Source organism: Paenibacillus sp. FSL M8-0142, from assembly GCF_038597315.1.
Taxonomy (GTDB): domain Bacteria; phylum Bacillota; class Bacilli; order Paenibacillales; family Paenibacillaceae; genus Paenibacillus_AQ; species Paenibacillus_AQ lactis.
In genome coordinates, this window is record NZ_CP152008.1 from 3916598 (window position 1) to 3939675 (window position 23078).

21 protein-coding genes are annotated in these 23078 nt (G+C 52.3%); 4 read left to right on the forward strand and 17 right to left on the reverse strand.

Annotated features, from left to right (window positions below):
• Positions 1–104 precede the first annotated feature (104 nt).
• A complete protein-coding gene (locus NSQ46_RS18040) occupies positions 105–878 on the reverse strand; it encodes a 3-oxoacyl-ACP reductase family protein (RefSeq protein WP_007130037.1) in 774 nt (257 codons plus the stop codon).
• A gap of 75 nt (positions 879–953) precedes the next feature.
• Positions 954–1466, reverse strand: coding sequence for a GNAT family N-acetyltransferase (locus NSQ46_RS18045; protein WP_342574249.1), 513 nt, complete (start codon positions 1464–1466; stop codon positions 954–956).
• Between the two features lie 223 nt (positions 1467–1689).
• On the opposite strand from NSQ46_RS18045, the gene xerS reads away from it, so the two are divergent.
• Positions 1690–2775, forward strand: coding sequence for a tyrosine recombinase XerS (gene xerS / locus NSQ46_RS18050; protein ID WP_007130035.1), 1086 nt, complete (start codon positions 1690–1692; stop codon positions 2773–2775).
• Between the two features lie 11 nt (positions 2776–2786).
• Here xerS and mobB read toward each other — a convergent pair whose 3' ends face one another.
• From mobB to NSQ46_RS18085, 7 genes are all read right to left on the reverse strand, one after another.
• Complete coding sequence (mobB, locus tag NSQ46_RS18055) at positions 2787–3293, reverse strand: molybdopterin-guanine dinucleotide biosynthesis protein B (protein WP_007130034.1); 507 nt, start codon at positions 3291–3293, stop codon at positions 2787–2789.
• Entirely contained in the window at positions 3290–4579 is a 1290-nt protein-coding gene (gene glp, locus NSQ46_RS18060; protein WP_341033753.1) for a gephyrin-like molybdotransferase Glp, read from the reverse strand. Before glp ends, mobB begins: the two co-directional genes overlap by 4 nt.
• A 256-nt stretch (positions 4580–4835) precedes the next feature.
• Positions 4836–5567, reverse strand: coding sequence for a DUF4247 domain-containing protein (locus tag NSQ46_RS18065; RefSeq protein ID WP_251536770.1), 732 nt, complete (start codon positions 5565–5567; stop codon positions 4836–4838).
• An 11-nt stretch (positions 5568–5578) separates the two neighbouring features.
• The gene (locus NSQ46_RS18070; RefSeq protein ID WP_007130031.1) at positions 5579–6085 is read right to left on the reverse strand and encodes a DUF4178 domain-containing protein; all 507 of its coding nucleotides are present in this window, start codon (positions 6083–6085) and stop codon (positions 5579–5581) included.
• A 30-nt stretch (positions 6086–6115) separates the two neighbouring features.
• Positions 6116–6520 carry a DUF350 domain-containing protein gene (locus tag NSQ46_RS18075; protein ID WP_342577009.1) on the reverse strand — a complete coding sequence of 135 codons (405 nt, stop codon included), beginning with the start codon at positions 6518–6520 and terminating at the stop codon, positions 6116–6118.
• A 133-nt stretch (positions 6521–6653) separates the two neighbouring features.
• On the reverse strand, positions 6654–7325 hold the full coding sequence (locus tag NSQ46_RS18080; protein WP_007130029.1) for a PspA/IM30 family protein: 672 nt from the start codon (positions 7323–7325) through the stop codon (positions 6654–6656).
• Positions 7326–7409: 84 nt separating this feature from the next.
• Positions 7410–8432 carry an NADH:flavin oxidoreductase/NADH oxidase gene (locus tag NSQ46_RS18085; RefSeq protein ID WP_251536772.1) on the reverse strand — a complete coding sequence of 341 codons (1023 nt, stop codon included), beginning with the start codon at positions 8430–8432 and terminating at the stop codon, positions 7410–7412.
• Between the two features lie 162 nt (positions 8433–8594).
• On the opposite strand from NSQ46_RS18085, the gene NSQ46_RS18090 reads away from it, so the two are divergent.
• Positions 8595–9452: a polysaccharide deacetylase family protein gene (locus NSQ46_RS18090; protein WP_342574253.1), complete on the forward strand. Its 858-nt coding sequence runs from the start codon at positions 8595–8597 to the stop codon at positions 9450–9452.
• A gap of 203 nt (positions 9453–9655) precedes the next feature.
• Here the strand turns inward: NSQ46_RS18090 and NSQ46_RS18095 are convergent, their stop codons facing one another.
• From NSQ46_RS18095 to NSQ46_RS18105, 3 genes are all read right to left on the reverse strand, one after another.
• The gene (locus tag NSQ46_RS18095) at positions 9656–10288 is read right to left on the reverse strand and encodes a 3D domain-containing protein (RefSeq protein WP_050954027.1); all 633 of its coding nucleotides are present in this window, start codon (positions 10286–10288) and stop codon (positions 9656–9658) included.
• 272 nt (positions 10289–10560) lie between these two features.
• Positions 10561–11283 (reverse strand): amino acid ABC transporter ATP-binding protein, encoded by a 723-nt coding sequence (locus tag NSQ46_RS18100; protein WP_341341782.1) that lies wholly within the window; start codon positions 11281–11283, stop codon positions 10561–10563.
• Complete coding sequence (locus NSQ46_RS18105) at positions 11270–12712, reverse strand: ABC transporter permease subunit (protein WP_341341781.1); 1443 nt, start codon at positions 12710–12712, stop codon at positions 11270–11272. The genes NSQ46_RS18100 and NSQ46_RS18105 overlap by 14 nt, the downstream gene beginning before the upstream one ends.
• A 658-nt stretch (positions 12713–13370) precedes the next feature.
• On the opposite strand from NSQ46_RS18105, the gene NSQ46_RS18110 reads away from it, so the two are divergent.
• On the forward strand, positions 13371–15119 hold the full coding sequence (locus tag NSQ46_RS18110; RefSeq protein WP_007130023.1) for an alpha-glycosidase: 1749 nt from the start codon (positions 13371–13373) through the stop codon (positions 15117–15119).
• Between the two features lie 108 nt (positions 15120–15227).
• Here NSQ46_RS18110 and glgA read toward each other — a convergent pair whose 3' ends face one another.
• Together glgA and glgB are read right to left on the reverse strand one after the other, a co-directional pair.
• Positions 15228–16661, reverse strand: a complete 1434-nt coding sequence (gene glgA / locus NSQ46_RS18115) for a glycogen synthase GlgA (protein WP_213615064.1) — start codon at positions 16659–16661, stop codon at positions 15228–15230.
• The gene (glgB, locus tag NSQ46_RS18120) at positions 16658–18718 is read right to left on the reverse strand and encodes a 1,4-alpha-glucan branching protein GlgB (RefSeq protein WP_342574256.1); all 2061 of its coding nucleotides are present in this window, start codon (positions 18716–18718) and stop codon (positions 16658–16660) included. Before glgB ends, glgA begins: the two co-directional genes overlap by 4 nt.
• A 225-nt stretch (positions 18719–18943) precedes the next feature.
• On the opposite strand from glgB, the gene NSQ46_RS18125 reads away from it, so the two are divergent.
• The gene (locus NSQ46_RS18125) at positions 18944–20158 is read left to right on the forward strand and encodes a glucose-1-phosphate adenylyltransferase (RefSeq protein WP_341341780.1); all 1215 of its coding nucleotides are present in this window, start codon (positions 18944–18946) and stop codon (positions 20156–20158) included.
• A gap of 175 nt (positions 20159–20333) precedes the next feature.
• Here the strand turns inward: NSQ46_RS18125 and NSQ46_RS18130 are convergent, their stop codons facing one another.
• From NSQ46_RS18130 to NSQ46_RS18140, 3 genes are all read right to left on the reverse strand, one after another.
• Positions 20334–20864, reverse strand: a complete 531-nt coding sequence (locus NSQ46_RS18130; protein ID WP_213615071.1) for a GNAT family N-acetyltransferase — start codon at positions 20862–20864, stop codon at positions 20334–20336.
• 65 nt (positions 20865–20929) lie between these two features.
• Positions 20930–22381, reverse strand: coding sequence for a sensor histidine kinase (locus NSQ46_RS18135; RefSeq protein WP_007130018.1), 1452 nt, complete (start codon positions 22379–22381; stop codon positions 20930–20932).
• Positions 22381–23076: a response regulator transcription factor gene (locus NSQ46_RS18140; protein WP_007130017.1), complete on the reverse strand. Its 696-nt coding sequence runs from the start codon at positions 23074–23076 to the stop codon at positions 22381–22383. The genes NSQ46_RS18135 and NSQ46_RS18140 overlap by 1 nt, the downstream gene beginning before the upstream one ends.
• Positions 23077–23078 lie beyond the last annotated feature (2 nt).

The window sequence follows — 23078 nt, forward strand, 5'->3', positions numbered from 1 at the left end:
TGTCTGATCGCAGCATCCGATCTTAAAATTTAACAAAGTTCCATACTTTATTACCCATTATTGAACCCTTTTCTAACAGGGGTCAGTTGGGATTCCCAAATTTTCTAAAAGCCGTAAATGCTCATCCCGCCATCCACAAGCAGCGTCTGTCCCGTCATGTAGTTCGCGGCATCGGATGCCAGGAAAACAACGGGACCGACGACCTCCTCCAGCTTCCCGACCCGCTTCATCGGCGTACGGTCCAATATGTCCTTCAGATAGGCCTCGTCGCTAAGCAGCTTCTCCGTCAGCGGCGTGCGGAAATACCACGGGCCGACCGCATTGACTTGGATGCCGTATTGCGCCCACTCCATGGCCAATACTTTGGTCATATGAATGAGGGCCGCCTTCGTTGATCCGTACACAACCCCGGTTCGAAGCGCGGTATGTCCGCCGACTGAAGCGATGTTGATGATGCGTCCTTCCTTCTGTTCCTTCATGTACCTTGCAGCCGCCTGGGAAGCAACGAAAGCAGATTTCAGATTGGTCTGCACGATCAGCTCCCACTCGTCGTCCGTCACTTCAAGAGCAGGTGTGCGGATATTCATTCCGGCATTATTGACCAGAATATCGATCCCGCCGGCTTGCGAAACGAATTCCGCGATGGCCCCTTCCATCTCCGTTCGCTTCGTTAAATCTCCCGGCAGCACGATGCTTCCACCTTTATTCAAGCTCTGAATGATCGCAGCCGTCTCCTCCAAATCGCTTCGGGTTCTGGACATCAGCCCGACAACGCAGCCGGCCTCCGCCAGCCCGATGGCAATCGCGCGCCCGATTCCGCGTCCGGCACCCGTAACAAAGGCTCTCTTCCCCTCAAGATTGAAGCTTGGTAAATACATCAACTATCCCTCCGTTTGCTGTTTCCCGGTTGTAAATTGGATCGATTGTGTGCACGGTTATAACGTTAGACAAATCTAGTAACGCTTGGATTGAAAATACTGGCTCGGGTTATTATGCGGCGACTCGATGACTTCCTCGTATTTTCCGCCTGTATATGCCTCGATCACCTTTCTCCAGAAAGCCTGGGCTGGAAAATTAATGCTCACCTGCGTCACCTTCCAGCGCCCCTGGAAGTGCTCGAACAGCCGGGTTGCAGCCCATGTGCCGAGCCGGCTTCGCCGGTATTTCTGCATGATGAAAAATTCCGTCATATAATAATCCGCTTTCGGATCATCCGTCACCCGCTCTATCAGAGCGAATCCCGCGGGTCTGCCGTCATATTTAATCAAGAACGGAAATCTCCTGTCCCGCTTTTTCCAGAATTCATCCAAATCCGGATAGGGCGGAAACAATCCTTTATCATTCACGGAAATATCCAAATATTTGGTAAAGTCATACAGGTACAGCTGCATCAAATTTTCGATTACGGCTTGCTTCCTTCTTGGGACCAGTTCGATCCCTTTCCGCTCCGATTGGATGGATATCACGCTGCCGCCTCCCAAGCATTTTGTTATGTATTATGTGCCGACTGCCATGCATATCCATCTTATGCGATGAACGGCATTTCAATCAAGGAGGCAATGCAATCGTAAATCACATTAGCGCGCGGCAGGAGGTTATGAGACTAGGAATTTTCCATATGTTACACTAGAACGTATAATCGTATAATAGGAATCAACACAACAATGATTCAAAATCGAGGTGGCTCATATGAATATACAAAAAGATATGGACCGGGCGAAGCTGGATGAAAAATCTCCAACCATGCCCTGGTATGTACAGCAATTCATCGACTACAAGCTGCCGGACCTGTCCCCCTCAACCCTGCTTGAATACGTGCGGGACTATGAAACCTTCTTCAATTGGCTGCGTTCGGAAGGTTTATCGGAAGCCGCTTCCAATGCCGAGGTGACCTTGGCCGAGCTGGAACGTCTGCGAATGGACAGCATTACGGGTTATCGGCTGTACCTTACCACGCGCAGGGAAGGGGCCAATTCCAGAATTACCGTATCCCGCAAGCTTTCCTCCCTGCGGTCTCTGTTTCATTACCTAAGTCAGATTGCCGAGGATGAGGATTTCTATCCGCTGCTGAAGCGCAACATCATGGCCAAGGTGGAAATTAAACGCATTCATAAGCCAAAGGATACGGCCGCCAAGCTGAAGGGCAAAATTCTCGAGGAGGAAGAGCTCCAGGACTTTATCACGTATATTCACGAAGGTTATGGTCAGGATGTCGCGAACAACAAGCAAGCGCTCTACGCCCATGAACAGAATAAGGTCAGGGACGCATGCATTGCCAGCTTGATCCTGAACTCGGGACTTCGCGTGTCCGAGGTCGTCAATTTGAATTTGTCGGATATCGATCTGAGCAACAAGCTGCTCCATGTGTTCCGCAAAGGCAACAATGACGAGACCTTTAAAACGCCCGTCTACTTCCGGGCGCAGGCCAAGGACGATCTGGAATGCTACCTGCAGCTCCGGCAATCGCGATATAAGGTGCCCAAGAAGGAAAAAGCGCTGTTCGTCGCGCTCCGCAACGGGCAGCAGGAAGGCCAGCGGATGACCAAGCGTGCGATTCAGGCCATGATCATCAAATACGCCAAACGCTTTGGCAAGCCTTCCCTGACGGTTCATAAGCTGCGGCATTCCTTTGCTACCGACTATTATTTGCAAAATGATATTTACAAGACCAAGGAGCAGCTTGGCCATGCTTCAACGGAGACGACGGAAGTATACGCCCATCTGACGGACAAAACGATGTCCGAGGCCATTGAACGCCGCTCCGGTGAATTGTAAAATACGGGCGATCAGCACAGCTTCATTATCATTGCAGCGATCTGCGAAGTATCGTCCCAGGTTAGAACAGGAACCGTCTGCCGCTGCCGGATCTTCGGCAGAACGGACGGTTCTTTCAGCATGGCCGGGCGAACGATGACGGCTTGTACCGCCACCGTCTCATCCAGCAGTGCCAAGTCATCCGCATTCCGAAGCAGCACCAGCTTCGGGTAACCCTCTCGCTTATACCCCTCGATCAGAACCAGATCGAAATCGTCATAGCTGGCCAGCAGGTCTTCCAGTTTCGCCTCGGACTCCTTCATGATAGCGGTTCTGCCAGGCGAAGCGATCGCTACCCCTTCCGCTCCCGCTTCGCGGAACCGAAAGGTATCCGTCCCTTTATGATCGATGTCAAAGCCGTGGCTGTCATGCTTAATCACCGCGACCCGTAATCCCTGCTCCTTCAGGAGCGGCAGCAGGGCGGCAATCAGCGTTGTCTTTCCGCTGTTTTTATACCCGCATATTTGAACAACGTTCATGTCCATGCCCCCGGAAGCACAAGAACCTGCACGGCTTGTCCCTTCGCAGCACCCTTCAGCTCCGGCGGAATGACGATCAAACAATCGCTGTCCTTTATCGTGATCATCACGCTCGATTCATCCAGCAGCGCCGGTGTCGCTATCAGCTTCCCGCCCTGCACCTCGAGCCGTCCCCGGACAAACCGGGTGAAGTTGTTCACCTTGGCATAGTCGGCTCCAAGCTCAGCCGTCCATTCCTTCAAGTAAAACTGCTCCATGCCAAGCATTTTTCGAATTGCTGGCCGGACGAACAGCAGGAATCCGACGTAACACGCGCCCGGATTGCCGGAGAGGGCAAACAACAGCTTTCCGTCTTTCACCGCAGCGGTTGTCACGCTTCCTGGCCTCATCGTCACCTTGTTAAACAGCATCTCCATACTGCCGGAGGTCACAAGCTCCCCCATAATGTCGTAATCGCCGACAGAGACGCCGCCTGTCGTTACGACGAGATCATATTCGGCCAGCGCTTCCTCGACCCTCTGCTTCGCGAGCTCGATGCGATCCGGAATCGCCTCCATGATCACCGGCACCCCGCCAGCCTCCCTGATTTGCGAAGCCAGCATATACGTGTTGCTGTTGCGGATTTTGCCGGGCTCCAGCGGCGATTCGATATCCAGCAGCTCCGTCCCTGTAGAGAAAATTCCGACAACGGGCTTGCGGTATACCTCAACCTGGTGAAGTCCAAAAGTAGCCAAGACCGAGATTTCCCCGGCGCCGATCTTCGTTCCCTTGCGCAGGATGAGATCGCCTTCCTGCAGCTCGAAGCCCATTGGGGTAATATTTTTGCCTGGGGCAAGCGGCCGCTTGATCCCGACCATTGTCTCGGAACCCTCGTGCCGAATCTCCGTCGCTTCCAGCATCACAACGGCATCCGCTCCTTCGGGTACCTGAGCGCCTGTCATGATTCGCGAAGCGGTACCGGATTCAATCGGAATGGAAGATACGTATCCGCATGGAATTTCATCTACCACTTTCAGCCAGACGGTCTCTCCAAGCTCACACCGGCTCGTATCCGCCGAACGGATCGCATACCCGTCCATCCCCGACCGGGCAAACGCCGGGAACGGATGCGGGGCGATCATATCGGCAGCCAGCACGCGTCCGTCGCTTTCCTGAAGCCGGATATGCTCCGTCAATCCTGTAGCTGCATAGGAAACCGCTAGCTCTTGGGCATCCGCCACTTGCATTGGCCGGCGCTTGAATTTACGACGATGGCTCAAGTCGTCTATCGCGTTATGCTCCGACATGTAAAAAACCTCGCTTTCCTGTTAGCTTGCAAACGAACTTCTCCATTCAGTTATAACGCGAACCACGTATCCGTGGCAAACAACGAAACCGTGAACGACGGAAGTTGCAGCTAATCGGTGTTTCGATATCCGAAAAACCTGAGCAGGTTTTCCTAAATCTGAACCGGACAGTCATCTCATGCTGACAAGGCAGCATATGACGATCAGTGACGAAAAAAAGCGCACGGACAACCTGCCGCACGCTTTCTTTGTTTATTCATCTTCGGCCCCGCCTGTATATCTTGCCCGAGCCGGTTCGCGTTTTCGGTTTTTTGTAGGATCGTTTAGGAGAGTCGAACAAACCGCCTCCCCGCTCGCCTCGCTCAATCGAACCTCGGGTGCCCCCGTTGTCAGGAGTTCGCTGAAACAAGCCGCCTCCCGTCCCGACCTTGTCCTGACCCCTGCGGGTAATCTTCCCGCTGCGGTCAACCGTAAGCGGAGGCGCTGCCTTCTTGTCCTGACTCGTCGGCTTGCGGTAATTGCCTTCCCTCGGTTTATACACGTCTTTGCTCGTATACCCGCGGTAGCTCCCGCCGCCGAACGTATCAAACAAATTGCCGATCAGGACCGCCGTTAAGTAGCCCTGTAGAAAGCTTGAATCATAATTACGCTGCACATATTCCTTGGAATCGATTTCAATCAGCGTATCCTCAGGCTTTTGCGGATCCTGCTGCAGATGGTAATACTCATCCCCGTAGACGAGAAACATTCGCTCATTGTCAACGGGTGAAGACTGGTCCGGCGTGCCTGCGGACATAAGCTCGTCAGCAACCTCCGGTACGCTCTTATCCGCCGCACGGTACACGTAGGATGTCGCGTTCCCATCCCGGTTCACGGATTCGAGCGGATACGTCTCCGTAACATTCGGCGCTCCGCATCCGCTGAGCAAGGATACGAACAGGCTGACCACCAGCAGCACCTTGATCGTTAAAAAAGAGCGTTCCTTCATGTCACCACTCCCTACGTCGCCCGGATGACTCGTACATCCCCCGGGATCACTTTCTCTCCTTCATACAGCATAAATCTTCCGTTCTGCCATTCGATTCGCAAGAGCTTGTAGTCATCGGATTGGTATTGCCACACATGCTGCTCACCGCCCTGCATGAAAGGGGTTCGCCCCGCAATGGAGACATGTCCGCCGTATTCCTCCTCCAGATGGAAGACATGATCGTCCAGGTCAATGATGGACGGTACTTCATCCGGAGAGTCAAGGCGTCCGTCAATCGGCGTATATAGCGCGTATTGCACCGTTTCCCGTTCTTCAATGTGCAAATACGCGATACGGGCGCCATCCTGAAGCGTCAGGACAACCGCATTCCGGCCCCGGTTATGTACCCGGCCCGTTACTTCGTACGTTACCAAAGATACTTCGCATATATCCCCCGGCGCCAGCTGCAGCATGCTTTTCTCAGCTTTGGGCGGTTCAGGTTTCGCAAATAAGTTGCTGATTCGTTTCCACACACTCATCTTTCCTGTCTCCAATCTCCATTATGCGTTCTATAAGCAAGCGGTAATGATTAACGCGCCTACCACATGAAGCGAACCTGCAAACAAGCCGTATCCCGTTTTTCCATCACGAGTCCCCTTATCCAGGTTGAGGTTGGCAAAGTGGCGCAGCAGCCTTTCCGTCAAGGCCTCAAGCACGAATAAAATGACAAAAGAAACCACAGATACCATGATCGCCTCAAGCAGATGGTAGGATGTTCCGATGGACACGGACAATATATATCCCTGAGCCGCAAGCTTTAGGACCAATCGGGTCGTTACGGCCATGTTGCCGGTCTTGACCTCTTCCAGATCATTGTACTTCGTAAACAGGGAATCCACGAACATCAGTACGAACAGCAGCAGAGCGCCAACAGCGGTCCAAACCAGAACGCTCAAGATCATCTCAAAATCCATCGCCCAAACCTCCACATGATCATTCATCGATAACGACATCTCGAAAACAAAAACGAAGGAGGAGCCAAGCTGTTTCAAGCTTTAGCTCTTCCTCCCCCGCCTAGTCATTCCAATGTCCGTTGCCCGGAATGTGTTATTGCTTATTCTCGTACTGCTTCATCAAAGCGGCGAGCTCATCTTCAACCGCTTTGTCTTTGCCGAGGTTCTCAAACTCTTCATCCAGGGACTTTTCGCGCTGGGACATTTCATTGCTCGCTTCCGCTCTTGCTTCCATTGCCAGCATCTTCTCTTCCATTCGCTTAAGGCCGGCAGCTGCCGTATCGGAGCCAAAGCCGTTCATCGCCTTGTTGATTTCGGTTTGCGCTTTGGCTGCATTGTAACGGGCAACCAGCGTTTCGCGCTTATTCTTCATAGCTGTCAGCTGCTTGCGCATTTCCTCCAGCTTGGAGCGCAGGTTGTCTGCCGCGAGTTTATTCTGATCGTAGCTGGCCTTGTATTCGTCGCGCTTGGCTTCAGCCGCTTTCTTCTCTTCAAGCGCCCGGCGGGCAAGCTCCACGTTCTGGGCCTGGGCGGCCGTATGCGCTTGCTGCGTACGCTTCTCGACAAGAGCTGCCTGCTCTTCGTATAGCGCCTTGAAGCGCTTCTCGATCGCAATCTGAGCGGCGACGGCCTTCTCCGCATCCTCAAGGTCTTCCGTCATATCCCGAATATATTGATCCGTCATTTTGATCGGGTCTTCGGCCTTGTCGATAATGGCGTTAATATTGGACATGGTCAAATCGCGCAATCGTTTAAATATGGACATCTTATTCTTCCTCCCGCTTTTACATTAATAATCGCTGTATGGTTATTATTTACGCCGTCCGCGTCAAAACGTTTCAAAAATTTTTTAGTAACCTCTTTGATATTGCTTCGGAACCTTCTGCTCCCCGCCGAGCGCCTTCGCAGCATGCACGGCCCAATATGGATCTCTCAGCATGCCTCTGCCGATCGCAACCAAATCCGCTTTGCCTGACAAAATTACATCTTGGGCGACTTCATAATCATCCAGCAGTCCGACGGCAATGACGGGTACCTTCAGCAATCGCTTGAAATCCGCAGCCAAGTCCACTTGATATCCCGGCGCTGCCTCCGGCCCTCCGCCTGATCCGATCGGGCCCTCACCGCCTGAGGAAATATGAAAGATGTCCACCCCGGCGTCCTTATATCTCCGGCAAACCTCGGCGCAGTATTCCACGTCATAGCCTCCGTCGACATACTCCTTCGCGGACACGCGCATGATGACCGGCATGCCTTCCGGAACCACTTCCTTCACAGCCTGAACGACCCGTTCGCCGAACAGGGGAAGATCTTGTCCATATTCATCGCTTCGCTGATTGGTCAGCGGGGAATGGAATTGGTGAATTAAATAGCCGTGGGCTCCATGGATCTCAACGGTGTCGAATCCGGCTTCAACCGCCCGGCGGGCCGCGTCCTTAAACGCCTGGATCAGCTCTTCGATCTCGGAGGCCGACAGCGCCTTCGGTATTTTATATTGGGAGCTGAACGCGATGGCTGACGGTGCTACCGACGGCTCCGCATCCTGCGCTTTTCTTCCGGCATGGCCGAGCTGAATGCCGATCTTCGTGCCGTAGGAGTGCACGGCATCAACGAGCCGGCGATAGGCGGGAATATGTTCATCGCTCCAAATGCCTGTATCCTGGTCCGTTATGCGTCCGTCAGGATGGACCCCTGTCATCTCAACAATGATCAGGCCGGTACCGCCTACGGCGCGGCTGACATAGTGGACGAAATGCCAGTCGTTCGGGATTCCGTCCTCCGCTTTCACGGAATATTGACACATCGGTGGCATCACGATCCGGTTCTTAAGCGTCAAATTTTTAAAGTTATAGGGTGTAAATAAGTCTGCCAATCGAATATCTCCCTTCCGAATCCAAATATGTGATGAACACTCAACCGTTATTATACACCTTTTTCGCCCAAAAACTAAAAAGGGGCCCCGAAAGGCCTGCATGGATAAAGTTGAAGGTGGTTGGGAATACCATACAGAAAATGCTATAGGGGGCTGATCGAGATGTTCAACCGAATTCATGCAGGGTTTCGCATCCTTGGGATGATTTGCATCCTGCTCGCCATGCCGGCTCTCCCTGGCCATGCCGCGGCTTTGAACGGACTGACTTCGCAGCCGGATGAAACTTCCTCCGTCATGTCCGAGTCCCGCACATCCATCGAAGACCATGCGAAACGCGCTGGCGGCGGTTCAAGAGAACACCTGTCGCTAAGCCAATTAATGAAAAAATACCCGGATACCTTCCGGACCAGCGGGCCCCGCGTAAAAAAAATCGCCTTGACGTTCGATGACGTCCCCGATCCCAGATTTACCGGAAAAGTGCTGGATGTTCTGAAGGAACATCATGTTAAAGCTACTTTCTTTGCCGTCGGCGAGCGGGCCAAGAAACATCCGGGTCTGGTCAAACGCATGCATCAAGAAGGGCATGCCATCGGGAACCATTCCTATAACCATGCACAGCTTAACAAGCTGAGCCTCCATAAATTCAAGGATCAGATCGAGCGGACCAATCAAGTCATCAAATCAATTACAGGAATCGAGCCAAGGCTTATCCGTCCGCCATATGGCGAGATTAACGAGGAGCAGCTCCAATGGGCCCGGAAGAACGGCTTCAAAGTCGTAAACTGGAACGTAGATTCATTGGATTGGAAGGGTCTTGGGAAGGATGAGGTCATGAGCAATATTCTATCCACGGTCGGGCCGGGCTCGATCGTTCTGCAGCACGCAGGGGGCGGAGTCGGCTCCGATCTGACCGGAACGATCGAGGCGCTCCCCGGTATCATTAAAGAGCTCCGAAGCAAGGGGTATACCTTTGTCACCCTCCCGGAAATGCTCGGATTGCCTGAGAGCTTCAAGCATTAGAAAGCCTCTAGTATCGCAATGCTTCCGCTCTAGTTCGCAAGCGACAAGCATAGAACAGTTCAAGAGACACTTGGAATCATGGACACCAGCCTGCCACGATTTCCGAGCGCCCTATCGCATAAAAAGGCGGCGCTGCAGAGATCTTCCTGCAGCGCCGCCTTTTTCATGTTCATTTACAATCCCCTATTCAACGGGTTAAATCTCTATTCGATAATGTACAATTTGATATCCTGAATGCCGAATTTGCTGACGAAAGACTGCGAGCCTGGAATAAAGATATCAATCTTGTTTCCTTTAATGGCTCCGCCGATATCGCGCGCTTCCGCGACAAAAGCTTTTTTCGGAAGCCCCGGATGCTCATGTCCGGTGACGAGCACCTTCGTGCCAAGCGGGATGACCTTCGGGTCAACGGCAATCGTGCCAATCTCCAGCTTGTTGCCGAAGTAATCCACCGCTCCCCATCCGCCGTTCTCGCTGGCTGCTGCGGAGTATGCGGTAGCCTTTACGGACAAGGTCTTGCTGTAGTTGAAGGTCTTGCCCCAAGCTTCGACGATGTTTTTCTCATGGAATACGTTCAGGGTTGGCGAGAACCCTGTCACCGGAGCTGCCGAAGCAACCGATTTAGCGGATACGGTGCCCGGAATTTTGATCTTGAGGCCCGGGTAGATATTCGTCGCTTTGATGGTCGGATTCGCGTTCATCAGCTTGTCCAGCTTCACGCCGTACTGCTTCGACAGGAAGTAGAAGGTATCTCCTTGCTTAGCGACATGAACAGAGCTTGCATGGGCTTGGAGCATACCACCGCTGAATGTCAGTCCAATCGCCAGTGCGGTCATGGTGAACCACTTTGCCGTTTTTCCGGCGAATCGGGTAATCTTATCATGTTGTGCTTTTTTAAATGGTCGTTGTTTCAATGGTGTCATATGTCGATGCCTCCTATGTATGAATCAAGCAATTTTCGATGGTTCATCTGACGGAACTGAATATATCACAATTTTGTAACCAATAGCGCATGCAATTGTTACCAACAGGCACAAAAAAACAGCGTCAATACCTCAATAATTCAGGTATGACGCTGTTATCGAAATTTTCGATTCATTAAAAAAAGTTACAAAACCTTGCTTAGAAACTCCTTTGTGCGCGGATGGGAAGGCTGGCCGAACAATTCCTCCGGCGTTCCCTCTTCGATGATTTTTCCGCCGTCCATGAATAAAATCCGATCGCCGACTTCGCGTGCAAAGCCCATCTCATGTGTGACGATGACCATGGTCATCCCGCCCTCTGCCAGCTTCTTCATGACCTCAAGCACCTCGCCGACCATTTCCGGATCAAGCGCTGAGGTCGGCTCATCGAACAACATGACATGCGGCTGCATGGCGAGTGCCCTTGCGATCGCGATCCGCTGCTTCTGTCCGCCGGACAGCTGGGCAGGATATGCCTTTTTCTTGTCCAGCAGTCCCACAGATTTTAGAAGCTCGTCGGCGGTAGCTTCAGCTTCTTTAGCGGAGACGCCCTTTACTTGCATTGGAGCCAGCGTGATGTTTTGCAGCACTGTTTTGTGCGGAAACAGATTGAACTGCTGGAATACCATGCCCATTTTTTCGCGGGTTGCGTTAATATTGTGGTTCTTGGCCGTAATCAGCTCGCCCTCGAACGAAATCTCGCCGCTGGTCGGCATCTCCAGGAGATTCAGACAGCGAAGGAACGTGCTTTTGCCGGAGCCGCTGGGACCGATGACCACGACGACCTCCCCTTTTGCGATTTCAACGTCGATGCCTTTTAAAATTTCCAGCTTGCCAAACGATTTATAAAGTCCCTTAACGGTTATCACTTGCACTCAACTTCCTTTCCCAGACACCCAGAAGCTTCGAAAGAACGAATGTCAGTATAAAGTAAATCAATGCGGCAACAAGCAGCGGATTCAGTGCGGCATACGTCATCCCGCGCAAAATCTGAGCCTGGTACATGATATCGAATACCCCGATGAACGAGACAATGGACGATTCCTTGATAATGACCACGAACTCGTTGCCGATCGCCGGGAGTACCCCTTTCAATGCCTGCGGCAGAATGATATGACGCATTGCCTTGCCCTTCGTCATCCCGAGCGAACGAGCCGCTTCCAGCTGTCCGCGGTCGACGCCTTGAATACCTGCCCGGAAAATTTCGGCCAAGTACGCCGCACTGTTCAACGACAGCGTCAGAATACCCGATTGAATCGGGGTAAATTTAATGTCAAATGCCGCCAGGCTGTAGTGGATAATAAACAGCTGAACGAGCATCGGCGTGCCGCGCATAATCTCAATATAGGCTGTAGCTAAGAACTTCAGGATACCGACCCCGGACATGCGCATCAGCGCGATCACGAGACCGAGAATAAATCCGAAGAATACGCCGAGAGCCGATATGAGCAGCGTAAATTGAATGCCTTGCGCATAATAGTCGCGGTATTTCCAGAAAAATTCGAAGGTATTGAGGTTCTCCTTCGTACGTCCGGCGGCAAGATCACTGGCCTCGTCCACGAACTTCTGGATCTGGTTATTCTCCTTCAGCCGTTTGAGCGTTGCGTTAATGCTGTCCAGAAGCTCCTGGTTGCCTTTGCGGACGCCGATGGCATACTCGTCATTCTCCGTCGTCGGTTTAGCGTCTGTAATCGCCATCGTTTCGACATTCATGTTCGTAAGGGCGATCGGATACTCCGCCAACACGACGTCCACGCGCTCCGAGTCCAGCTGGAGCATCAGATCCGGTATTTTATCCAGGGAGACGACCTGCGCATTCGGTATCTCTTTCGCGATCGTCTCCTGGATCGAGCTCTTCTGAACGCCGATACGCGCGCCTTCCAGGCTCTCAACGGTGTTGTATTTCTGTTCATCGCCCTTGCGGACAACGACCGACTGCTCGGCAGCATAATACGGATCGGAAAAATCGATGCTCTTGCGCCGTTCCTCCGTCGGGTTCATGCCCGAGATCACGAAATCGACCCGGCCGCTTGTCAGCTCCGGCAGCAGCGCATCAAAGGACGTATCCTTGATGATGAGCTCTGCGCCAAGATCCTTGGCGATCTCCTTCGCGATTTCAATATCAAATCCGACGATGGTATCTACGCCGTCGATCGTTTTGTGGAATTCATAAGGCGCATAATCGGCACTAGTGCCGAGAATGATGGTCTTCTTCTCGCCCTCTGCATGCACGATGCTTCCGAAAGCAAGCACAACCGCCATGCACAGGGTCATCCAAGCTATAAATTTACGTTTCATTTGAGTGCTTTCTCCCCTAACTGATCCAATTCATAATTCCCTTCCTTAAACCTGCGACTGAGACATTATAAAACACGATGCATGAATATGCAATGAAAATTCATGGATTTTTCCATAGCTGCTATGTGACCGTTTTCAAACGTGCTTCATACCGCAAAATTATCATACAACGGTTAATATGTAATTTAGGCTGGTACATATACCATTAAAGATATTGTGCTAACATAAATCATTTTTGAGACAAGCAGCACATGCAGAACATTTATTTAATTCCATATATTTACAGATAAATTAGAGCAGGACGATGATTTAGTTTCTGAAAACTGTTTTCTTATCAAGCAGCAAGGACTAGTTCTTGAGTCATGTCCTGAATCATCAGCGCAACGATCCTGCATCCGTTCGTTTAACGCACGGTCTCTTAAGCATCAGCATCTTGATGCATAATCTGCCCTGGCGTGCCACATCTTATAATCGTTTGATCGGTAAGCCGCTTCGCATGAGGGGTGGATCCGCATGTTGGACGAGCACCGCATGGGTGCTTGAGCTTCTTGACAGCAGCACCGGGATGCAGCAGCACCGGCACGGCCGCGCTTTCCTACTTTGTTTCATTTTATTGGTCGAATGGTTATTTAATAGCTAAATTCAAGGAGGTGTAGCCATGCTGTTAGAAGCGCTGTATCACGTTCCAAGGGATAAATGGGCTTATGCCTATGATCCTCATACCATCCATTTAAGGGTGCGAACCAAGAAAAACGATATCGATTCGGTTGTGGCCATGACCGGAGACAAATACGATTGGGACCGGACGTACTTCGAAATCACCATGGAGAAGTCCGCCTCCGACGATATGTTTGATTACTACGAATGTCACGTCAAACCGAAGTATAAACGATTATCCTACGGCTTCCGCATTCATGCCGGCGATGAAACGGTTTATATGGTCGACAGCGGCATCGGCTGGGATTATCCTCATCCCCCGGCTGGTTATTTCGAGTTCCCTTACATACATGAAATCGATGTATTCAAGGTACCGGAATGGGCGAAGGAAGCGGTATTTTACCAAATTATGACCGAACGCTTCGCCAACGGGGATCCCGGCAATGACCCGGAAGGAACGGAGCCTTGGGGAGGCCAGCCGAAGGTTGATAATTTTTTTGGCGGCGATCTGCAGGGGGTGCTGGATCATCTGGATGATCTCGTTCACCTCGGAGTCAATGCGATTTACTTCACCCCGCTCTTTCGCTCCCCTTCCAATCATAAATACGATACCGTTGATTACAAACAAGTTGATCCGCATTTCGGGGATAATGAGCTGCTTAAAAAGGTCGTCGACACCTGCCATGCCAAGGGGATCCGTGTCATGCTTGATGCGGTGTTCAACCATTGCAGCGACCAATTCCCGCCGTTTCAGGACGTGCTGAAGAATGGCGAAAAATCCAGATATGCAGAGTGGTTTCATGTGAATGATTTCCCGTGTGAAATCCGGGACGGCATACCGACTTATGACACCTTCGGATTTTTCGGCAATATGCCTAAGTTCAATACCGCTAACCCCGAGGTGAAGGCGTATCTGCTCGATGTGGCGGAATATTGGATCAAGGAGATCAAGCTGGACGGCTGGCGCCTGGATGTGGCCAACGAAATTGATCATCATTTCTGGAGAGATTTCAGACAGGTGGTAAAAAAGGCCAACCCGGATGCCTACATCGTAGGCGAGGTATGGTCCGACTCCCTGCTGTGGCTGATCGGGGATCAGTTCGATTCCGTCATGAATTATCCGTTTGCCGACAAGGTGCTTGAGTTCTTCAACGGACAAATGGACGGCCTTACCTTCGCGAACCGGATCGGAGCGCTGCTGATGAGGTACCCTCAGCAAACGAACGAAGTCGTCTTCAACCTGCTCTGCAGTCACGACACGCCGAGGCTGCTAACCCGCGTAGGCGGGGATACACGCCGGATGAAGCTGACGGTGGCATTTTTGTTCACGTTCATGGGAACGCCTTGCATCTTCTATGGGGACGAGATCGGTTTGACCGGAGACGGGGATCCGGACTGCCGCAAATGCATGGAGTGGGATCCGGACAAGCAGGACCGGGATCTGTATGAGTTCTACAGGAGCATGATCGCTCTGCGAAAAAAACACCCCGCCCTGCGACAAGGACGCTTCCGATTCCTTCAAGCCCGGCACCATGACCCGAGTATTGTTTATGAGCGTGCGGATGATAAGATGCACTTTATCATTTGGATGAACAACAGTGACCGTCCGCGTACCCTCTCCCATCCCATCGTCACGACGGATTGGGTGGATGCCTTGACGGAGGAGCCGGTCAAGCCTGAGAAAGGAACCATGCATATCGAGCTTGAGCCGTTCGGGTTCCGGATTATACGCAGAAAGCTGAAGAACTAAACTGATCCACCCCTTGCATTTTAACAAAAAGAAAGGGACTGAATCGCAGGCAGGTTGCCATCAACCGCCTGTTCATTCAGTCCCTTTCGATTTGCTCGTACAGCCTACTTAACCGGTTATGATCTGCTCATAAATATCCATATACTGCTTGGCCGAAGCGCTCCAGCTGTAATCGCCGCTCAAGGCATTCTTCGTCACTTTGCGCCAGTGCTCCGGCTGACGGTACAAGGATACCGCGCGGCGGATGGTATGCATCATATCATGCGCATTATAATTCTTGAAGGAGAAACCGTTGCCTTCTCCCGTAAACTCGTTATATGACTGGACCGTATCGTTCAGCCCGCCCGTTTCCCTAACGATCGGCACGCTGCCGTACCGCATCGCAATCAGCTGGCTGATGCCGCAAGGCTCGAATTTGGAGGGCATAAGAAACAGATCGCTGCCGGCATAAAACCGCCGTGATAACGGCTCGTTGAAGCGGATCTGGGCCGACATTTTGTTCGGATAGCGGTTCGCCGCCTCCCGGAACCAATGCTCATAGGAAGGATCACCGGTTCCCAGGACGATGAACTGAACCTCGTCGTAATATAAAAGCTCATCAAGGATCCGGATCACCAGATCGAGCCCCTTGGAATCTACGAGGCGGGTCACCATAGATATCATCGGTACATGCGGAGCCACCGGCAGGCCGAGCTCCTGCTGGAGCTCGATTTTATTTTGGGTTTTCTTCTGCAGATCGCTCCGGTACTTGACGGCCAGATGGGGATCGTTTGCCGGATTGTAGCTTTTCGTATCGATCCCGTTCACGATGCCGCTGAGCCGGGCTCCTTGCGCCGAAAGAAGACCATCAAGCCCGTAGCCGTAATATCCCGTTTGGATCTCGGATGCATAGGTCGGGCTCACCGTGGTTACATGATCGGAATAAATGATCCCGGCTTTCATGAAGTTCAGGTTCCCGTAGTACTCCACGCCGTCCGACGTGAAATAACGGCTGTGAATGCCCAGCAGATCCACAAGCACCTCATAAGGAAACACACCTTGATACAGCAAATTATGGATCGTGAAGACGGTCTTAATGCCCGAGTAGAACGGGTCATGGCGGTAAATGTCCTCGAGTAAGAGCGGGATCATCGCCGTGTGCCAATCATGACAGTGGAGCACATCGGGCTGGTAGTCGATAACCGGCAGCATATCGAGCACCGCCCGGTTGAAATACGCAAACCGTTCGCCATCGTCCATATAACCGTAAATGCCGTCCCGTCCGAAATAATACTCATTGTCGATGAAGTAAATCGTGACACCGTCCTCCACCAAAGACTCGATCCCGCAGTATTGCTGCCTCCAGCCGACCTGTACCCGGGTCTCCCCGAGATGTGTCATGCGTTCCCGGTATTCTCCGGGGATATCCTTGTATTTCGGGAGCACGACCCGAATATCGGTGCCGAGGCTGCGCAATGCCTTCGGCAGGGCGGCGATGACGTCCGCCAAGCCTCCGGTCTTGATGAATGGTCCGCATTCCGAAGCGGCGTATAATAGCTTCATGCCTGCTCCCCCCTCTTGCTGTTCTTGTTTGTTATTAGCCGTCCGGACGGCTTTACCTTAGCTCCCGCCCTTGCGGTTACCGCAGTGTTGGCTGCTTTAGCTGTTTTAACTGCTTTCGTCTCTTTCGTCTCTTTCGTCTCTTTCGCCTCTTTCCCCTCTTTCGTCTCCTTCATCCTGCGCGTCTTAGGAGGCTTCTTCTTCAAGATCACCATGCCGAGCGGCGGAAGCTTAATCTCCAGGCTTTGCGCCTGCTGATGCCACGCCAGCTTCTCCGTTTTGATCTCTCCGACATTCAGCAGACCCTCTCCTCCGAAATCGGCATGATCCGAGTTAAAGATTTCGATGTACTGCCCCGGACGCGGGGCACCGATGCGGTAGGCTGCATAGGAACGCGGCTGAAAGTTGATGACAACGAGCAGGGTATCGCCCGGCTTCTTCCCTTTTCGCATAAAGGAAATCACGCTTTGACTGTCATCGTCCGCACTCAGCCACTCGAATCCGTGAATGTCATGATCCATTTCCCACAGCGCTTTCTCATTAACGTATAACCGGTTTAAAGCTGTTGTGTAATACATATGCTTCCGATGGCTTTCATAATCCAGCAGCAGCCAATCCAGCTGCTCCTCATCCTTCCATTCGATGAACTGGCCGAACTCGCCGCCCATGAACAGCAGCTTTTTGCCCGGGTGGGTCATGAGATATCCGAGCAAGATCCGAAGTCCGGCAAATTTTTGCTCGTAGCTCCCCGGCATTTTGTTCAGCAGCGATCTTTTGCCATGCACTACCTCATCGTGGGAAAGCGGCAGCGTAAAATTTTCGGAGTAGGCGTACATCATCGGAAAAGTCAGCAAGTTATGCTTCGAAGGCCGCTGATCAAAATCGTGCTCGATGTAGGAGAGGGTATCGTTCATCCAGCCCATGTTCCACTTATAGTTGAAGCCTAGTCCGCCTTCGTGTACGGGGGCGGTGACGCCCGGCCATGCGCTTGATTCCTCCGCCATCATGAGCGCATTCGGGTAATAGTGAAACACCGTTTTGTTCAGCTGCTGCAAAAACGAGATCGCCTCCAGATTTTCCAAGCCCCCTTGCGCATTCATGCTGTACTGGCCTGCGGGCTTTTCGAAATCAAGCCGGATCATGCTTGTCACCGCATCCACGCGCAGCCCGTCAATATGATACATATCCATCCAGAATAATGCATTGGAAATCAAGTATGAAATGACTTCCGGCTTGGCATAATCGAAAGACAATGTTCCCCATCCGGGCTTCTCCGCTTTCTGAGGGTCCTCGTATTCGTACAGCGGCGTCCCGTCAAATTGGCGAAGACCGTGAGCATCCTTGGCGAAATGGGCCGGCACCCAATCCAGCAGCACGCCGATTCCGGCCTGGTGCAGCTTGTCGACCAGATACATGAAATCGTGAGGCGATCCGTACCGGCTGGTCAGCGCGTAAAAGCCGGTGCCTTGGTACCCCCATGAAAGATCATACGGATGCTCCGCAAGCGGCATGAATTCCACATGGGTGTAGCTCATTTCCAGCAAATAAGGGATTAAAAGCTCTGCCATTTCCCGGTATGTATAAAAAGAGCCGTCGTCCTTTTGCCGCCATGTGCCCATATGCATCTCATAGATGTTCAATGGCTTGTTTAACGGGGACTTGCCCCTGCGGCGCCACGCCCCATCATTCCATTGGTAACCGGACAAATCCGTGACCACCGAAGCCGTTGCCGGCCTGACTTCGGCTTGGAAAGCGTAAGGATCGGCTTTCAGGAATGTTTCACCATAAGGGCCCATAAGCTGGTATTTGTAAAATGTTCCAGCTTGCATGCCGGGGAAAAAACGACTCCAAATTCCCGAATCGGGTATCCTATATAACGTGTCTTTGCTGCCGTCCCAACCGTTCCAATCACCGGCAAGCCCGACTTGCTTAGCGTGCGGAGCCCACACGGTAAACCGGACGCCCTCCTCCCCTTCTTCCCGGGTGGGGTGCGCTCCCATGCATCGGTAGCTGTGGAACCAGGTTCCTTCATGAAACAAGTACACTTGTTCCGGAGTCATGTTTCCTTCCCTAATTGCTTGGCTCAATACTCTTCACCTGCTTTGTCATAAAAATCCATAGATTATTAATGCTATTACCCCATTCTAACCATGTTGAAAATAAAAAATGTCCTTGAAAAATAATTTTGTAATTTTCAATTTCACATTTCAATATAATCGTTTCAAACCCCGGAAATGACGTTTATGTATGTACAACGCTCGAAAATACATTGGGAGGGAAACGTGATGAAGAAAAAAGACTGTATTGCTATGCTTTTAGCCGGAGGTGAGGGCAAACGATTGGCTCCTCTGACTTCGAAGCTGGCAAAACCCGCTGTTCCATTTGGCGGCCGCTACCGCATAATCGATTTTCCTCTCAGCAATTGCGCCAATTCCGGTATTGACACTGTCGGAGTTTTGACGCAGTACGAGGCAGAATCGCTGCACGAGCATATCGGAGAAGGCGAGCCTTGGGGCATGGCCCGTACAAACGCAAATGGCATTGCGCTCCTTCCTTCGCACAACACGGAAACTCAGGAATATCTAGGGACTGCAGATGCCATATATAAAAACATACCATTCATTGACGAGCAGGATCCGGAGCATGTGCTGATCTTGTCCGGGGACCACATTTATCAGATGGATTACCGCGAGATGCTGGAGGCCCATAAGCGGCAGGGAGCGCCTGCAACGATCTCTGTGATGGAGGTTCCATGGGAAGAAGCCAGCCGGTTCGGCGTCATGAGTGTGGACGACAATCTGAATATTATCGAATTTGCGGAGAAGCCGGCAGAGCCGCAAAGCAATTTGGCTTCGATGGGAATTTATTTGTTCCGTTGGGACTATCTGAAGCAGCACCTGCTCGAGGATGCCGCCGACCCGAACTCCAGCCATGACTTCGGGAAAGACGTCATCCCTAAAATGCTGTCCGGCCATGAATCCTTGCTGGCCTTCCGTTTCCAGGGCTATTGGCGCGATGTCGGCACGGTCGAAAGCCTGTGGGAAGCCCATATGGATGTGCTGCGCGCCAGCGAACTCGTGCTGGAACGAACCGATTGGCCAATGTACACCCGCCCGTGGATGTCGAAGCCTTCCACGACCCGCACCCGTAATCACGAGTACGCCGACTGCCTTATACACGAGCACTGCTCGTTCGAAGGCAAGGCGAAGAATTCGGTCGTATTCTGCGGCGCGGAAATCGGCAAATATTCCATCGTCAAGGACAGCGTCATTATGCCGAATGCCAGGGTGGGAAAGGGCGTCCATATTGAGCATGCCATCGTTGGCGAAGGAGCCGTAATCAGAGATGGCGCCGTCGTCAAAGGCTCGCCGGGCAACGTCGTGGTTGTCGGCCCTTACGAAACCGTGCTTCCAAAGCCGACGATCCGGACCCAGCCAAGCCGCCTTTTGCAGGATGTATACGAAAAGGGACGGCTGCGGGCCAACGTCTCTTCTTCCTAACATCGTATCGTTCCCATGGACGATCGATGCAGCCAGCCATAATAATCAAAAAGCGATCCGGCCGGATCGCTTTTTTTGATGTTAAACATACTTTCGCCGATTTCGCGCAATTGCCCCAGTGCTTTCAGCTCAGCTCAATGCCGCTTCCTGTTTTACCTAAGCATGCAGCCCGTGATCAGACAAACACCTTTTCGTACAAATTCACGATTCGGCCGCCCATATCCTGCTCGGCCACAAATTGAAATCCCTGCCCCACATAGAACTGGTTCAGCCCCGGGAGATGGGACACGCAGTCCAGGCGAAAGCCTGCCCTGCCCTCTGCGCGCAGCTTCTCCTCCGCGAACGACAGCATGCCCGCTCCGAGGGATAATCCCCGGAATTGCGGCCGAACGGTCAATCGATGCAAATAACCGAACGACGGGTCATCCCGCTCCCCCCAATACGAGGGATCACCGTATTGAAGGGTGAACATCCCGGCCGCTTCACCATCTTGCCGCAGCAGAAAAACCTCGCGCTCCTTCAAATACTGCTGCATAAGCTCCATCGTGAACAGGGATGGCGTCCATTGCCCAAGCCCCTGCTTCACCATCAGCTCGGCTGTCTCCCGCAGCATGGACAGCATATCGCCGGCGTCCTCCTGCACAGCCATCCCGAGCTGAAAGCTGCCTTTTGCCGTGGTAAAAATCTTCAATGCCTTATTCGACATCCTGTTCTCCCCCGTTCTCATAGTCATCTAAAAAAAAGGCTTTGCCGAATCGCTTCGGCAAAGCCTTATACGGTCGGGCCGGGCATGCCTTCCTCCCCGTTTTCCAGCCCGCCGGCCACCGGAATTTTCCCTTCCGGAAGCGGCAGCTTGACGATGACGGATGTTCCGTGCCCGAGCTCGCTCTCCATCTCCATCGTACCGCCGTGCAGCTCAACGAGCTGCTGTGTGATCGCAAGGCCAAGACCGGTGCCACCGTTGAGCGGATTGACCTGGAAGAAGCGATCCTTCACCCTGCGCAGATGCTCCTCCGAAATGCCGATCCCATAATCCCTGACCGTCACCGTGACGAACTTCTCCTCCATCGTAAAGTACAGGTTGATGACGCCGTTCTCATGCGAGAATTTCACCGCATTGTCCACAATATTGAGGAACACCTGCTTCAGCCGGTTGGCATCGCCGTATATGATCGGCTTCTCTTCCGACTCCAGCTTGATGGTGACGCCCTTCTTCTCGGCCTTCGCCCACAGATTCAAAATGATCTCCTGCAGCAGCTCCCGCAGATTGACGATCCCCTTCACCAGCTTCATTTCATTCTGCTGGAGCTTGGAGAAGTCCAGCAGCTCTTCCACAAGCCCGATCAAGCGGTCGGTCTCCTTGGCAATAATCTGCATCCCGATCTTTGTTTCCTCCGGATCATAGCCGCCCGAGTCGAGTGTTTCGCTCCAGCCCTTGATGCTGGTGAGCGGGGTCCGGAGCTCATGGGAGATCGAGGAGATAAAATCATCCTTGACCTGGTTGCTCCGCACGATTTCCTGGGCCATGTAGTTCAGGGTTGACGACAGCTCGCCAAGCTCGTATTTGTAATCCCCCTTGATGCGGACATTAAATTTGCCCTTGGCCATCTGGGTGGATACCGTCGTAATATTATTGATCGGCTTCACGATCGAGTTGGCCAGACCGATGCTGAACGCCAGCACGATCGCAAGCACCGCTGCCCCGATGCTGACGGCGAATAACGTCAGCTTGAGCAGTCGATCGTTAATGAGATCCAGCGACGTTACGTAACGAAGGATATACGTTTGATCGAAGCCGTTCTGAATCGACTGGGAAACAGCCATTACGATTTGTCCGGTACCGGGCTGTTTGCCGACCCAACGGCTGGTGTCGCCCGCGAGCGCCTGCGTCACGTCACTTGTCTTGATCGTTTGCTCCAGATCGAAGCCGGCCGATGTCGTCAGCACCTGCCCGGACGTGTTCAAAATTTGCAACTCGGTATTGTAGAGCTCAAAATGCCGAACCATCTCGCTCAGCTGATTCACATTATCCGACGACGTGACCCGGAACGGCTGATAGAACTCGTTCGAGAGGCGGATATGGTTGCTGACATGGTTATACACCGTATCGTAATAATAGGTTCGGATTGCGATTAGAAAGATTACTTCAACCAGCAGCAAGGCGATGAACACTACCAGGAAGTAGTGCAGCACGATTTGCCGCCGAATGCCTTTTTTGATCATTAGCCCTGACCCTTCCATTTATAGCCGTGTCCCCATACCGTTTGGAGATATTCCGGCTCGGAAGGATTGCTCTCGATTTTTTGGCGCAGTCTCCGAATATTGACGTCCACGATTTTGGGATCGCCCATATATTCTTTGCCCCAAACATGGTCCAGCAGGACATCACGGCTAAGCGGCGTATTTTCTTTTTCCAGGAAAAACTGCACCAGCGAAAACTCGGTCGGTGTCAGCTCGACGGACTGGCCGTTCTTCTTGAATTGCTTGGATATCAGGTCAAGCGTGAACGGACCGGACTGGAACGATACCTTAGCGGCTCCGGCTCGCTGAACGTTGACCCGGCGCAGCAGGGACTGAAGCCTTGCAATCAGCTCCGTCGGACTGAACGGCTTGCTGACATGGTCGTCGGCACCGACGGACAGCGCATATACCTTGTCCTGCTCCTGAACCTTGGCGGTCAGAAAGATAATGCCGATTCGCTCATTCGTCTCCCGAATTCTCCGGCACACCTCGAACCCGTCGATCCCGGGAACCATGACGTCCAGCAATGCGATATCGATGTCTGGCGTCGACTGCAACAGGCGCAGCGCTTCGTTACCGTCTCCGGTCTCGAGAACTTCAAACCCGTTGCGTTTAAGATTGATCACGATAAAACTGCGAATGGATTCTTCGTCTTCCAATATGAGTACTTTACTCAAGA

What these genes read in the sequence shown, in the direction of transcription:
- NSQ46_RS18130 (WP_213615071.1), bottom strand. Translation starts at nt 20,864, where the DNA reads ATGTCGAATAAGGCATTGAAGATTTTTACCACGGCAAAAGGCAGCTTT.
- NSQ46_RS18075 (WP_342577009.1), bottom strand. Translation starts at nt 6,520, where the DNA reads ATGGATTTTGAGATGATCTTGAGCGTTCTGGTTTGGACCGCTGTTGGC.
- mobB (WP_007130034.1), bottom strand. Translation starts at nt 3,293, where the DNA reads ATGAACGTTGTTCAAATATGCGGGTATAAAAACAGCGGAAAGACAACG.
- xerS (WP_007130035.1), top strand. Translation starts at nt 1,690, where the DNA reads ATGAATATACAAAAAGATATGGACCGGGCGAAGCTGGATGAAAAATCT.
- NSQ46_RS18095 (WP_050954027.1), bottom strand. Translation starts at nt 10,288, where the DNA reads ATGACCGCACTGGCGATTGGACTGACATTCAGCGGTGGTATGCTCCAA.
- NSQ46_RS18125 (WP_341341780.1), top strand. Translation starts at nt 18,944, where the DNA reads ATGAAGAAAAAAGACTGTATTGCTATGCTTTTAGCCGGAGGTGAGGGC.
- glgA (WP_213615064.1), bottom strand. Translation starts at nt 16,661, where the DNA reads ATGAAGCTATTATACGCCGCTTCGGAATGCGGACCATTCATCAAGACC.
- NSQ46_RS18090 (WP_342574253.1), top strand. Translation starts at nt 8,595, where the DNA reads ATGTTCAACCGAATTCATGCAGGGTTTCGCATCCTTGGGATGATTTGC.
- glp (WP_341033753.1), bottom strand. Translation starts at nt 4,579, where the DNA reads ATGTCGGAGCATAACGCGATAGACGACTTGAGCCATCGTCGTAAATTC.
- NSQ46_RS18105 (WP_341341781.1), bottom strand. Translation starts at nt 12,712, where the DNA reads ATGAAACGTAAATTTATAGCTTGGATGACCCTGTGCATGGCGGTTGTG.
- NSQ46_RS18110 (WP_007130023.1), top strand. Translation starts at nt 13,371, where the DNA reads ATGCTGTTAGAAGCGCTGTATCACGTTCCAAGGGATAAATGGGCTTAT.
- NSQ46_RS18065 (WP_251536770.1), bottom strand. Translation starts at nt 5,567, where the DNA reads ATGAAGGAACGCTCTTTTTTAACGATCAAGGTGCTGCTGGTGGTCAGC.
- glgB (WP_342574256.1), bottom strand. Translation starts at nt 18,718, where the DNA reads ATGACTCCGGAACAAGTGTACTTGTTTCATGAAGGAACCTGGTTCCAC.
- NSQ46_RS18135 (WP_007130018.1), bottom strand. Translation starts at nt 22,381, where the DNA reads ATGATCAAAAAAGGCATTCGGCGGCAAATCGTGCTGCACTACTTCCTG.
- NSQ46_RS18070 (WP_007130031.1), bottom strand. Translation starts at nt 6,085, where the DNA reads ATGAGTGTGTGGAAACGAATCAGCAACTTATTTGCGAAACCTGAACCG.
- NSQ46_RS18080 (WP_007130029.1), bottom strand. Translation starts at nt 7,325, where the DNA reads ATGTCCATATTTAAACGATTGCGCGATTTGACCATGTCCAATATTAAC.
- NSQ46_RS18040 (WP_007130037.1), bottom strand. Translation starts at nt 878, where the DNA reads ATGTATTTACCAAGCTTCAATCTTGAGGGGAAGAGAGCCTTTGTTACG.